This window comes from Hoeflea sp. EC-HK425 (assembly GCF_902498795.1).
Classification (GTDB): domain Bacteria; phylum Pseudomonadota; class Alphaproteobacteria; order Rhizobiales; family Rhizobiaceae; genus Hoeflea; species Hoeflea alexandrii.
This window is the reverse complement of sequence record NZ_LR701555.1, coordinates 1-13,198: the sequence shown is the minus strand read 5'-3', so window position 1 is coordinate 13,198 and position 13,198 is coordinate 1. Positions and strand designations below refer to the sequence as shown.

Below are 13,198 nucleotides of genomic sequence, written 5' to 3'. Positions count from 1 at the left end.
AAGCCTGCTAGCGCATACCTCGCCACTCGGATGGGCCCACATACTTCTGACCGGCGAATACAGGTGGCCCAAAACGTGATCAGGCGGTCTTAACGTAGGATCCTGCCCCCTCCGGCATCAGACCCCTTTTGCGCCGCATCGAGGCCGAACTCACCAAAGCCGGCAAGGTCGCACTCGCCAAATCGCTGGCGGTCGACAAGCGGCGCACTTCGCTGCCATCGCTCATTGAAGCCCTGTTCTACGACTTGTCTCCCGGCGATCGTGCGCAGGTCAAGATCCCCAAGCAGGCCGAGCGCCGGGAGCGCGACCTGCGCGACATCATGAAAAAAGGCAAACGGCCGATCGTCCTCGTGGTCGACGAGGCCCATGACCTGCACCACAAGACCTTAACCGGCCTGAAGCGACTGATGGAGGTGGTCGCCGACGCCGGCGTGCTCCTTTCCGTACTTCTTGTCGGGCATCCCCGGTTGCGCAATGATCTGCGCCGGCCGCAAATGGAGGAGATTGGCTACCGCACGACCATTTTTGACTACGAGGGGATCGGCTCCGCGCGCCGCGACTATGTTGCCTGGCTGCTTGGCGCCTGTGCGGCCGAAGGCGTAAAGGTTGGCGAACTCCTCGAGGAAGAAGCCATCGACCTCATCGCCGAACGTTTGCGCACGCCGCTTCAGATCGAGATGCATCTCACCCTCGCATTCGAGCAGGGCTTTCGCCTCGGCGCCAAGCCGGTTACCGCCGAAATCGTCGAGCAGGTCCTGTCCCGCGCCATCGACGATCTCGAACCGACGTTGACCCGAAATGGTTACGATGCGACGGCTCTGGTCACGCACCTCAATGCTCGGCCGTCGGATATCCGCGCCTTCCTGGCGGGCACCCTTGATCCCGAATATTCCCGTCAGCTGACCGAGCAACTACGACAGGCAGGCGTCCCGGTTTGACCATGCCGTCGCTGGCAATTAATCTGAGCACGTGGGGGATGTTTGCAAGCAGACCCGGATGTTTGCGAGCACATTGGCAAAGAGCGTGAGCACGACGCCCGCTCCATTGTCAGATAATTCGAGCAGAAAATGCCGATGTTTGCGAGCAGAGGCGCTTATGTTGGCAAGCCGCTACAGCTAGGCCATCCAATCCTATCCGCGTCTACGGGCTGATTATCGCTCTTATCCGGGAGATCAATCCCACTTGGAAGGGCAATACGTAGAGAGTGCGGCTTCCGATTTTCGCCCACATGCTGACATAGCCGTAGCGGGTGAAGCCCCGAACAAACGCTTCAACAAGCGTAACCTTTCCGTCGATGGTATCGATGACGTCCGACTTGCATGAAATGCCGACTCGGTGCACTTTGCCGTTTGTGGTTGGACACCCGCGACTTGTCGCCGAGTCAAACGTCCGGAACTTACTTATCTTGTCCACTGCAACCGCATCCTACAGCGGCTTGCTGCGTAATCGGCGAACGGCATGCCAAGAGCTGGAGATGCTGATGTTCGAACTCAAAATCAATCCAAATTTTGAAAACCTCGAGGCTGCAAAGCGCGAGTTGCTCAAGAAACTTCCGACGGTGAAATCATCCCACCGATGCGAAGCGCTCGGCAGGGGCCTTGGCTACGGAAGCCATTCAGCAGCGCGGGTCGCGTCGAAATTGACTGCTGACCCGGTTACCGTGGATGGGCAGGCGTTTCGGAAATATCTTGAGAGCCAGGGATTCAACGTTTCCCCAAATGTTCTCTATCGAGCGATCGCAAAGGTTGCCATCGCTAACGTCGTCACTGCCAACGAATTTCTCAGCATATGGGGGATTGGTTTTGGCAGGTCACAGCGGAAGCCTGACGGAAAGTGGGAAGACCCCCATGAGCGCTACGCGCGCTTCAAGGAGCACCGATCGGAGTTACTTGATGACTACGCGATCACCCCCTTCCTGCTGTCACTTGCCCTGTTAGCAAGAGTTGTCCGCACAAAGACGATCCGGCAAGGGACCGGCAGTTACGGGGTGAAGCACATCGCCGAGAATTTTAAATGCACCTATCCAGACGGCGAGAAACTCGGACCGCATTATGTGCCGAACGGCGTGCTGATAGCTGCAGCAATCCATGCCGGCTTCATGACGAAATCCCACTTCGACGAGCTTGGCTATCACTCGCTGAATGTGACGTTCAATATGTCGAAGCGTTGTCTCGATGACCTCGACGATGAAATTCGTCCCGACAGCGGCCGGTCTCAGGATCGGAGACGCGCTGAGGAACGCCGGAGACTAAGGAAGGCGTCTCCAACATTATGGGGGCTTTAGAAGCTGAATAGCGGTGTCGGATTATCGCGGCAGACGACAAGGGTCAGGCTCTTCTTCGCTCTGCTGAGCCCGACATACATCAACCGGCGCTTGTATTCGGTGTTCGAAAACGAGCCTTTGTCACACATCATCACCAAGGCATTTTCGCACTCGAGGCCCTTCGATTTATGGACGGTGCTGATGCACTTGCTGGGAGGTTGCGGGTGCGAAAACGTTCTACGTCTGGTGATTTCAGCCAGACCGTCTTGGGCGGAAGCAAAGTTGCCAAGTTTGACCGCATCGTGAAATTCGCTTTTGAGATCAATGGAGATCGTAGAAAAACCCGCCGTTTTGTTGGCGATAAGACCCTTGAGATGAGAAAGCGCAAGGCCGATGCCTTGATGATCAGGCCTTTCCAGGAGGATGCGGCTCAACGCTTGAAGCTCGGACGGCATCCCGCGCGTTGGTTTAACACACTTGTCCTCGACCTCTTTTCTGACACGTTGACCATGCGTTGACGTGGTAAACCCAGTGCAGGTGGCGCCTACGAAATTTATAAAGGCATCGGTTATATCTGCAGCCGAGCCCGGAGAACGCTCCGCACTGCCCACCAACGCTGAAAGTGCGTCGCGGGTGTGGCCTTCCCAGATCCGCATCGACCGATAAAAGAATGCGTTCAGATGATCGACCCGATCATTGCCGGAAGTAAGCACGAGCAGTTGCCGAGACCCCGTCGCCAGGTCTGAGATTGGCCGACGGTCGTCTCTCGACAATGCAAGTGCCTTGCGGGCGTTGCTAGCCGAATTGCTGGCATGCAAAACCGTCAATCCCCTGGGAAGCGCGCCGGCAAGGCTTATGGCACGTCCATTTGAAAGCGTTTCGCGAGCGTCGAGAACCCATTTTCCGAGATCCGGAGAACCCTCCTTCCATCGATGGGGTACTGACAGCTGGCCGAATCCGCCCAAGGTTGTCATTTGCCTCCAGCGTTCCAGCGCCAATCGTGTGCCGTTGCCGGCTCCGCCATAAATAATCTGCATGGGATCGCCAAAGAACCTAATCGCTGAGCCCGCTTTGTGCAGAGCCATCACTGCCGCGTGCTGATCAGCGCTCGCATCCTGGTGTTCATCGCAAACTATGATCGGATATTGTCCGGCGGCAGCTTTTGATACAGACACAGCACGTTCGAGAAGCCGTCTGCAACGAGCGGCCACGACGTCGTAGGCATTGTGTTCACGAGCCCAGCTTCCCACATCAGCCGGCAAATCGAGGGCACGATGGTACATCGCTGCAATCTCGGTCAGGAAGCTGTCGATTGTCCGGATCTCTACGCGATTGGATTCGCCTTTTGTGCGATCAGCGAATACCGACCTGGCGGCGTGTGTATGCGTCAGAATTAGAACTCGACCCGATGAAAGCGTCTGGGCAGCCTTTGAAGCATATCGGGCGCCTTGATAGGTCTTTCCGCAACCCGCAGGCGCTTCGATAACGACCAGCCCTTGATCAGAGCGTAGAAGCGAAAAGACGTCCTCGTCCCTCAAAACGACAGCTCCCCGGGCGCGAAAGTCTGCTCGCCGACCGCCAATCGTATCGCGTTGATGAACGGCAGCAACTCTGGCTCCACCTTCGGCCACAGGCCCAGGTCGATCATTTTTCCGCAAAGCTCAACACCACCACCAATCGACTTGAACCAGCGTTGACTGTGCTTGCTCCATTCCTTGGCGGTTCGCTCATCCGGCGCTCCGTCTTTGTCCCCCGTCGCAGCTGCGACGATTACCGTCCGAAGTGCTGCGGCAGACCCGCACGCCTTCAAGATGTCAGCCTCTTCCTTGCCCTGAATGCTTAGCCGGTCGGCAAGCGTCCGGAGGCGCTCCCCACCGAGACCATCTCCGTCAAAAGCGAGAGAGAGCAACTTATCGTCCGGGACATGCGCAATGATGTTTTCCTCAAGACATCCGGCGGGCCATTGAAAGAGCTTGGCGCCGGCCGATGTCTTGAGCCTTTGCCACCGCCCGGAAAACCTGCCCTCGTCGTCACAAAAGCCTGCAGCGCTTATCCCGGCGGCATGGAGAGCTTCGAGAAGGCCAAGCATCGCATCGTTACCGCCGCCGTCAGCAATGCGAATTCCGTAGATGTATTCCCGCCCTGTAAAAACGAGACGGAATAGGGTGCGGATAAATCCTACCTCGGTCACACCTTCAGCGATAATCGGGACACGCGACAAGAATGTCTCAGGATCGCGGCTTTGCTGCTTGCCCACTTTGTCTTGGTGCAACTGCCCAATTCGACCGTTCCCATCCATATACCATAGAGCAGCCGCTTTTACCGCCGCGATGACAATTGGGCTATGCGTTGTCAAAAAGCATTGTTGGTCGTCAGACGCCAAGACATCGAGAAGTTGACGCAATCGGTAAGGCTCGAGGCCTCGCTCGATTTCATCAATCACCGTAAGACGCGTCGAGACTTCGACCGCCCCCGCGACCTGAAGTGCCGCCATTCTGCGCGTTCCGGCCCCCCAACTTGCTAGAGGAAGCAAAGTGCCATCCTTATCGGCCAGGAGGCCGACTAGAGCACCGATCGAGAGCCCCTGGCTGCTCGTCAAGCCGATATCAAGATTATGTGGCAGACCTGCCGCCTTCAATGTCTTGTCGAGATCTTGCAGCGCTTTAGCTTCTTCGCCGGTGAAAGCTCCCGAGACATCGACCGAAGCGACTTTTGCGCTTATGCGAGACTTCAGGTTGCCCTTGGACAGAAGTCGATCGAGCGCAGAGCCTGTCACGAGACGCAAATCTCGATCGTTGCGATCATCGTTGGCGAGCCGCACTACTCCTATCTTTCGACGAAGGCCTGTCGAAAGAGCAACGACCTCCATGTTTGGCTGCACGACTTCCCATATCAGTTCCAGGTCCGGCGTGCCCCTGACACGCAGGAGGTAAACGGCGTCGCTGCTGGCGCCCTCCTGCTCGGGGTCTGGCAGAACGGTATCCGTTCCATTCCATTCCCAAGGCCACAGTGTCTGCTGGAAATTAGATATTTCCAATTCCGTCGGCAAGCTAACGGCAGCTTCAATTGCGAAACCTGCCTCAAGTAATCTGTTGTAGTAGTCAGTTTCGAAAACCTGAGCAGAATTTGTCGGGCTGAACAGCAAAGCTATCGCATGAAGAAGCGTCGACTTGCCGGAGTCCCCGCCTCCGATCAGCAGGTTCATCTTGCCATCCGGATACCACACAGTGTGGGCGAGCCCTCGGAAATTGGTGACCGTGAGACGTCGTATACGTGGCTGCTTCATCATTGCCGAACCGAATCAATAGATTGTAAGCCCAACCACAACCTGTCGATGTTTCAGACAATAGCAAGCATCTGAAATCCAAGCATAGTCAGAAAACGGGCAGAATGAGCGGCGGATCAATCGTAGATTTTCAGACCGTTATCGCAGAAAGCCGATATGGCTTGTGCGCTGATCCAAGGACTACAGAAATTGGCAGTAAGGACCTTCACCTGCGTTGATCGCCCTCATTCTAATCCCTCGTTGCTGCAGTCCTTACATGCCCTCGTTATAGTGTCCCCCACGCCCGAAACCTTCCCCTGCCCGTCATCTCGCGAAGACCGAGCTCCTGAACAATCCGCCGCGCCGCCTGCGGCGTCACCTCGAGCGTCTTCGCCACCATCCCGGCCGACACCAACGGCTTCGCCATGACCAACTCGACGAGATCCGGCAATTTCGAGGAGGTTCGCCGTCCTTCAAGTTTTCGGTCCATCATCGTCTTCGCCAGAGTCAGCCGGTCATGCTCTTTCATTCCGATCTCAGCGGCCGCCAAAAATCCGTGGGCGATGGCCAGCAGCCGGGTCTCGCGATCGCGATGCCGGCGCCGATCGACCGGAATGGTTTTGAGGCCAAGATTAATGACCGCGAGATGGGCACCTGACGTGATGCCCGCCTGGCGCAGGATCGAAGCGGCCAGCAACCGGCCGAGCCAGGGCGCGTGCTGCAGGACAGACAATTCGTTCCAGGCATCGAGGGCGACGATCGCCTGCAACACCGCCGGCAGGCTTTCGGCCTGCCGCAGCACGCGGCGCCATTCCTCCAGCCGGGCATCTTCGTCCCAGTCGAGATCATAGACCAGCGGATCGGCCGGAGCCCGGCCGGGCTTTTTGGCTCGTTCGATCGCGGCGTCAGAGCGCGCGAGGATCGCATCGATCGCGGCATAGTCGACGCCGGGCAGGTCTTTGACGTCGTCACCATCATCCCCCTCCCCTTCCCTTTCCGCGTCGATCGCGGCAGCCGCCCGAATAACTCCGGCCGTCGTCGCCTCGTCCCCGCCGCCCGACCCGATCTCCGAGGTTTTCCGCAGCGAGCGGATGCCGTCGGCAGAGAGCGCCCAATCCGGGAATTGGCCGGCGATCCGCCGACGCGTTCGCATCACGTCGCGGGCGATTGTGAGCTCATGGGTGGGTGTGCGAATATCCTTCGTGGCGTCGTGGAGGACGAGGTCTTCGAGATGCACGAGTTCGCCGTCGATCCACAGCGAGGCGCAGGCGTCGGCAAAATGAGTACGCTCGATCCAGCCGTGCCCGACCGGCGAACGGGCGACTCGTTCGTCGAGACGCGCCAGTTGGATACCGGCGCGGAATGCAGGCTCCAGCAAGCCTGTCATACTAATTTTTGCGATATCGTAAGCCATTGAAATCATGGTAAATGATTTCTTACAGGAACTCTATCTGAATATTACGGTTCTTCACATGGTATGATCGAGGGTTGAGTGTCTAACCATCGATAAGTAACCCTTATCGGAGGTGATTGATCTGACGGCTCTAAAGGCTTAGAGTCGTGCCAAATCACGGCGAAGATTACAGCGGGAGGCGTAGATTTTGACGACAAGCAATAGGATGAAGAGCAGCTCAGCCGCTGCGAATGGTCGCCTTGTGCCGCTGGCTTCTCGCGAGCTCAACGAACCGGCGCTTCACCTCTTCAAAGAGTGCCGGGGGTAGCGACCCTTGATACCCGCTCTCGCTATCAACAGGCCGAACGTCGGGCCCCGGCCAGACAAAGCGGTTGCTTTCGGTCAACACGATCCAGGATCGCTCGTCATCGAGACCCAGGCGGCGCTTGGTGGCAGGCGGGATTTCGATTGCATCGTGGGGATCAGACGGCGGCGAATGCGTTATCGGCAGGACACGTACTGCAGGTGTCCCGTCCTCAAGCATTGCAACAATGGCCAGCACGACAGCGGGGCGGTCCTTGTCACCCTCTTCCCGTCCGTCCAGATGCTGCCAGTGCCAAGATCAAGAATAGCGAAAGACCCAGCCGACCTTGGGTTCAATCGGCAGCATTCTTGTCCATCAGCAGTTCGGTATTGAGATGATCCAAGCCAGGCTCCATCGTCGAAGCCTCGATCGCGTCGAGCTCGTCGTCACTGATCGCAGCTGTCAGATCGACCCGCCGATCGCGCTTGGCCAGGCGGACGTAATCTTCATAGGCCATGAGCACCGTGCGCGGCCGGCCGTTCTTGGTAATGATGACCGGCTCTCGCACGGCCGCATCCTGGTAGGCCCCAAAATTCTTCGAAACGGCAGCTGCCGTCACAATCGACGTCATGGTAGATCTCCTTTGTTCCGGAATATACGGGCTTTCCGGAACTTTTGCAAACTCCTCAAAGAACCTGGACGCGCAAGATGACGCGGAAAGCTCCAAACGTCCTTCCCAGCAGCGACACACTCGCGCGCCGCGTGGAAGAGCTCGATACCATCGCGTCCGTCTTGCCGATGGAGCGTCGTGACGAACTCGCCGAGCTGCTGACGGATCAGGATGTCGAGACGCTGCGCCATCTGGTCAACGAGGGAATGGGAGAAAACACCCTTCGAGCCCTGACGTCAGATCTTGCCTATCTGCAGGCCTGGTCCCTCGCTGCGACAGGCCGTTCCCTTTCCTGGCCGGCACCCGAAGCCCTGCTTTTGAAGTTTGTGGCGCATCATCTTTGGGATCCAGGAAAACGTCTGACGGATCCGGAACACGGGATGCCACTAGATGTCGAGGATAAGCTTCGGCTCCAGGGTTTGCTGCGATCCATCGGCCCTCATGCGCCTGATACCGTGCGCCGGCGTATTGCCACCTGGTCGACGCTGACGAAATGGCGCGGCCTCGATGGCTTTTTCAGCTCCCCTGCGCTCAAGTCCGCAATCCGACTGGCCGTGCGCGCGACACCCCGGCCAAGGAAGCGGAAAAGCGCCAAGGCCGTCACAGGGGATATTCTGTCGAGACTGCTCGGAACCTGCACGACGGGAAGCCTTCGTGATGTCAGAGACCGTGCGATCCTAATGGTCGCCTTTGGCTCGGGCGGCCGTCGCCGCAGCGAGATCGCGAGACTCCGGAAAGAACAGTTACAGCAGGAGGATCCTATCGAGGTCGATAGTGGCCCTCCCTTGCCCTCTCTTTCCATTCATCTTGGCCGCACAAAGACCAGCGGCGCTGAAAACGATGAAGTGGTCTATCTTGCTGGACGTCCCGTTGATGCCCTGAACGCCTGGCTTGATGCTGCAAAGATCGACAAGGGTAGTATCTTCCGGGCGATCGATCGCTGGGGGAATGTTTCGCGCCGGCCGCTGGACCCGAAGGCGATCAATGACATGGTCAAGCAGCGCGTAGAAATGGCCGGGCTCGATCCGGCTGAGTTTTCGGCCCACGGTCTACGATCAGGCTACCTGACAGAAGCTGCTAATCGTGGCATTCCTCTTCCCGAAGCGATGGAGCAATCACGACACCGTTCCGTTCAGCAGGCTTCGCAATACTACAACAGCGCCCAGCGGCGCAGCGGCCGCGCTGCTCGGTTGATGGACTAACTTTACGGAGCATCGAATGAGTGAACTGCAGAACCGGATCGTTGAACGCTTGGTAGCCCTGGACCGTTTGCGGCAGGTGGACCTGGCGCCGGACAATCGGGGTAAACTGATGACCGCTGCGATCGACCTGTTCTACGCTGCTGGCGGAGATAGCGATGAACTGAGGGAAATCGTCCTTAAGGCGAATGAACACAAACGCAGCAACGTGGCAGATGCCGTGGCCCAAGTGGTCGTCGCAACTGCTGCAGTCAGTTACGCATCCGATCTCGATCTGGTCCAGGCGGCATATAACTGGATTGACAACACGCCGGTCTCGCTCTCCGACTGAGGTATTTCGATTTCCATTGATCTTTTGGTTCCCTCTCTTTAGCTATGATCACAATTCAGTGACCGGATGTGGCTTTAACTCCTCCAGAAGCCGATGCGCGTTGCTACCTGCTGGACGCAGCCAATCGAGGTGTTCGACGAGGCGCTGCCGTGTCTGCCGGACTTTTCCCGAAGCGCGACAGCGACTGTCGCAGACCCTCAGTCTCGTTAAGGAGAGCATTGCTGGCTGCCGTGGACTCCTCCACCATCGCGGCATTCTGCTGCGTTACCTGATCGAGTTGGTTGACGGCACTGTTCACCTCCGACAGCCCGATCGCCTGCTCTTTTGCTGCGCCAGCGATGGCAGTCATGTGCTCGTTGACGCTCGCGACATTGTTCTGGATACCTTCGAGCGCGACGCCGGTATCAGCCACCAACTTAACCCCCGTCTTGACCTCGTCCGAGGAACTTTTGATCAGCTGATTGATCTCCTTGGCGGCCTTCGCCGAGCGTTGGGCAAGTTCGCGGACTTCCTGGGCAACAACAGCGAAGCCCTTACCCGCCTCACCTGCTCTTGCAGCCTCGACGCCTGCATTGAGCGCAAGCAGGTTGGTCTGAAACGCAATCTCATCAATGACACTGATGATGTTCGAAATCTCCTTCGAGGACTGCTCGATCTTGTCCATCGCACCGATGGCTTGAGTAACCACCTGAGCGGAGTGGCGGGCGCTTCGGCTAGCATCTTCTGTCGCAGAGCGCGCCTCATCGGCCCGCTTTGAGGCATTGGCGACATTGACCGTGATTTCATCAAGCGCTGCGGCTGTCTCCTCGAGTGCGGCTGCTTGCTGTTCCGTGCGACGCGACAGGTCGTTCGAAGCTTGTGCGATTTCCTTCGCCCCCATCTCAATTACGCTTGCGGACCTGGAAACGGCACCGAGTGCTGACGAAAGCTGGTCAACGGTTTCGTTGAAGTTGCTGCGCATCGGTTCAAAGGTGCCGGAGAAAGTCGAGGCGATCTTGCAATCCAGATCCCCGCTAGCAAGCTTCTGGAGTGCGTCTGCAATCTGCGTCACCGCCGACACACGATCACTGACATCGTTGGCAAATTTGACCACTTTCACCACACGACCGCTGTCGTCGGTGATCGGATTGTAAGAGGCGTTGAGGTAAACGCGACGGCCTCCTTTGCCATAACGGACGATGTCGCCGAGCATTGGCTTATTAGCTCTGAGATCTGACCACATTGCCTCGTATTCTGCATCACCATCAGATCCGCTGGATAGGAACATCCGATGGTTTTTGCCCTTGAGTTCTTCGAGGCCGTAACCCACAGCATTTAGAAAATGCTCGTTGGCCGTGATAATCTCGCCGTCAGGCCTGAACTCGATCACGGCCTGAGCTCTGCTGATGGCTCTCAGCTGGTTGCGGAAATCGGTGTTTTCAATCCGCGCTTTCGCATCAGCCCACTCGACGACATAGCCAACCGTCTTTCCACCGGTCTTCAAGGGCGTCACGATCAGATCGAAGACATGCGATCCCACCTTGATCGTTGCGTCGTGCCTGCTCTTCAGAGCACCCAGCATCGTCCTCTGATGCTGCGGATTTTTATGGAAGATGTCGATGTTCGAGCCGACCAGTTTCGCCATCGAAAACTGCGGCAGTTCTGCTCGCATTTCATGCTCGGCGGCTTCAAGCAACCTGCGTGTCGCACCGTTCACGTAGAGGATGTTCAACTTTTCGTCCGCAATCATAATGTTCGCGGAGATCGTTTCGAGAGACGCAAGTTTCGCGCGTTCGAGTTTCGTCGACATGAGATGCATTGGAGCCCCTTCCCCACAACGGGAGTAAAATCAGCTATTTATCAGTTGGTAGTGCAACCGGATCTTCATGACCGGCCGTTGTGGCAACCAGCTATGTTCGCTCGCCCAGTTGTGGGCGGTAGTGAGCGTAACTGTTCTTGCCGGAATTCTTTGCTGCATACATGGCGAAATCGGCGGCGCGAAGAATAGCGTCACTGTCCTTGCCATCAGTTGGAAATGCCGAGATGCCTATCGACGCACTGACATTGACGTCCTGTCTGCCAATGTAGATCGGTCGACATATTTCCGACAGCAACCGGCGTGCAAAATTGTCAGCGGTATCCGCGCCCTGGTGCCGTTCGAGGATCATGGCAAACTCGTCGCCGCCGAGCCGAAAGGCCATCGACGAACCCAGCTTGCTTATCCTCCGACCGATTGTCCGCAGGACTGCGTCGCCGGCATGATGACCAAACGTATCATTGACGGCCTTGAAGCCATCGAGATCGAGTACCATCAAGCTGAATGGTTCAACCGCTTGCGTAATGTCTGCTCTGCGCCCAAGTTCTGCGTTGAACAGGTATCGGTTTCCAAGACCCGTCATCTGATCGATGTGGGCGGCGTTCCAAAGATCAAGCTGGCGATTATGGGCATCTGTCACATCCTGGAGCACACCCTGTATCACGGGCTCGCCCTGATGGTTCAGGCTGTACTGCCCAGCGCTTTTGAAGCGGCGCACCTGTCCTGAGGGATGGCGAAAATCGAACTCCTGCACCATGGGCTCAACACACAGCTCAGGATCCTTTGTGATGGCTTCGATGCCCTGGCGAACATCCACAGAAAGAGGCTCCAGTGCCATTTCCAATGTCACTTGAGCACCATGCGGCACCCCGTAGAGCTCGTAGACCCGGTCTGACCACAACAGTCGGCCGGTTCTAACTTCATAAGTCCAGGCACCGACGCCAGACAGCTTTTCAAGCTGTGCGAGCCATGATGCACGGCGTTCGGAATCTTGTCTCAGGCCCACGAGTTGCTCTTCAAACGAGCGCCGAGCGGAGGCTGGAAAAAGCGCCACATCGTAAACCCGAGGACCGAGGTGGTTGAGCAACGAGATATTGACCAGAACCGGCGATGGCTCGGCATTTCCCTGCACCGTCAGTGCGACCTCGTGGCAGCGCCCTTCAATGTGCAGAAGCGGAATGAGAACACTCTCAAGATAGAGCCGACTTGCGGTCGTAAACTTCCGGCTAATTCGCTCGCCGATCATCTGTCGTTCCGACGCGCCGGTCAGTCCGCCGAAATAGGCGTTGGCGCGCAGAATACAAAAGTTGGCGTCGACGACTACCAACGCACACGGGGCATCGTTCCAATCAGCCTCGCCGTTGCGTGCCTCAGAGGTGAGAGGTTGCTGACGCGACATATCGTTCGATCTCTTGGATAACCTCAGACGGGTGACTGACGTGGGGGCAATGTCCCGTTGCCTTGAGTTGAACAAAGGTCGCATTCGGCATTTGGTCAGCCACGTATTTGCCAACCTGAACCGGTGCGATGACGTCTTCGGCACACTGCAGGACAAGCGCCGGTGTGCAAGCCTTTGCCAGGTCGGATCGGTTGTCGCTCCAGAAGGTCAAAGCCGCGAAATGCCTAGCGATCTCTGGGTTCGTTCTGCAGAAACTCTCGCGCAGCGTGTCCGTCAGTTCTGGACGCTCGGAGTTACCCATGATCGCGGGTGCCATTTGACCCGCCCAACCGAGATAGTTGGACTGCATGGCGTCGATCAGCCCTTCAATATCCTGTTTCTCGAACCCTCCGAGATAGCTTTCGCCGTCGTTCAGGTAGCAAGCCGAAGGGCCGATAAGGATCAGCTGTCTAAGAGTCGGTCCGGAAAGTTATTCAGTTTGAACAGAGCCTTCTCAGCATGAGGCGAATGGATGCCAATTTGAGGAAGGCGAGTGCGTTGCGTGACATGTTTTCGAAGTCCTTGGCCAGCCTGCGGCAA

At 57.2% G+C, this 13,198-nt stretch carries 12 protein-coding genes and 1 pseudogene; 4 read left to right on the top strand and 9 right to left on the bottom strand.

The genetic code is table 11. The features are described from left to right. Window positions 1-128: 128 nt before the first annotated feature. Complete coding sequence (locus tag SPHINGO391_RS01370) at window positions 129-938, top strand: AAA family ATPase (protein WP_244615073.1); 810 nt, start codon at window positions 129-131, stop codon at window positions 936-938. A 542-nt stretch (window positions 939-1,480) separates the two neighbouring features. Beyond that, window positions 1,481-2,284, top strand: coding sequence for a hypothetical protein (locus SPHINGO391_RS01365; protein ID WP_152007234.1), 804 nt, complete (start codon window positions 1,481-1,483; stop codon window positions 2,282-2,284). Here SPHINGO391_RS01365 and SPHINGO391_RS01360 read toward each other — a convergent pair. The 5 genes from SPHINGO391_RS01360 to SPHINGO391_RS01340 form a co-directional block, all read right to left on the bottom strand. Further along, entirely contained in the window at window positions 2,281-3,801 is a 1,521-nt protein-coding gene (locus SPHINGO391_RS01360; RefSeq protein WP_193217151.1) for an ATP-dependent helicase, read from the bottom strand. The two genes, SPHINGO391_RS01365 and SPHINGO391_RS01360, sit on opposite strands and share 4 nt — an antisense overlap. After that, on the bottom strand, window positions 3,798-5,468 hold the full coding sequence (locus SPHINGO391_RS01355) for an ATP-binding protein (protein ID WP_210385740.1): 1,671 nt from the start codon (window positions 5,466-5,468) through the stop codon (window positions 3,798-3,800). The genes SPHINGO391_RS01360 and SPHINGO391_RS01355 overlap by 4 nt, the downstream gene beginning before the upstream one ends. A 346-nt stretch (window positions 5,469-5,814) precedes the next feature. After that, window positions 5,815-6,951: an RHE_PE00001 family protein gene (locus SPHINGO391_RS01350; RefSeq protein WP_193217150.1), complete on the bottom strand. Its 1,137-nt coding sequence runs from the start codon at window positions 6,949-6,951 to the stop codon at window positions 5,815-5,817. Between the two features lie 208 nt (window positions 6,952-7,159). Next, a complete protein-coding gene (locus SPHINGO391_RS01345; RefSeq protein ID WP_244615074.1) occupies window positions 7,160-7,525 on the bottom strand; it encodes a plasmid maintenance toxin (PemK-like) in 366 nt (121 codons plus the stop codon). Between the two features lie 52 nt (window positions 7,526-7,577). After that, window positions 7,578-7,856: a type II toxin-antitoxin system Phd/YefM family antitoxin gene (locus SPHINGO391_RS01340; protein WP_077549226.1), complete on the bottom strand. Its 279-nt coding sequence runs from the start codon at window positions 7,854-7,856 to the stop codon at window positions 7,578-7,580. A gap of 77 nt (window positions 7,857-7,933) precedes the next feature. On the opposite strand from SPHINGO391_RS01340, the gene SPHINGO391_RS01335 reads away from it, so the two are divergent. Next, window positions 7,934-9,097, top strand: coding sequence for a site-specific integrase (locus SPHINGO391_RS01335; RefSeq protein ID WP_152007231.1), 1,164 nt, complete (start codon window positions 7,934-7,936; stop codon window positions 9,095-9,097). A gap of 16 nt (window positions 9,098-9,113) precedes the next feature. Continuing rightward, window positions 9,114-9,425, top strand: coding sequence for a hypothetical protein (locus SPHINGO391_RS01330; RefSeq protein ID WP_152007230.1), 312 nt, complete (start codon window positions 9,114-9,116; stop codon window positions 9,423-9,425). Between the two features lie 103 nt (window positions 9,426-9,528). Here the strand turns inward: SPHINGO391_RS01330 and SPHINGO391_RS01325 are convergent, their stop codons facing one another. From SPHINGO391_RS01325 to SPHINGO391_RS01310, 4 genes and pseudogenes are all read right to left on the bottom strand, one after another. Then, a complete protein-coding gene (locus SPHINGO391_RS01325; RefSeq protein ID WP_152007229.1) occupies window positions 9,529-11,223 on the bottom strand; it encodes a PAS domain-containing methyl-accepting chemotaxis protein in 1,695 nt (564 codons plus the stop codon). Window positions 11,224-11,314: 91 nt separating this feature from the next. Beyond that, the gene (locus SPHINGO391_RS01320; RefSeq protein WP_193217149.1) at window positions 11,315-12,619 is read right to left on the bottom strand and encodes a sensor domain-containing diguanylate cyclase; all 1,305 of its coding nucleotides are present in this window, start codon (window positions 12,617-12,619) and stop codon (window positions 11,315-11,317) included. Continuing rightward, window positions 12,591-12,968: an alpha/beta hydrolase gene (locus SPHINGO391_RS01315; RefSeq protein ID WP_210385739.1), complete on the bottom strand. Its 378-nt coding sequence runs from the start codon at window positions 12,966-12,968 to the stop codon at window positions 12,591-12,593. Before SPHINGO391_RS01315 ends, SPHINGO391_RS01320 begins: the two co-directional genes overlap by 29 nt. 124 nt (window positions 12,969-13,092) lie before the next feature. After that, a pseudogene (locus tag SPHINGO391_RS01310) lies at window positions 13,093-13,198 on the bottom strand (IS5/IS1182 family transposase); the annotation flags it as partial.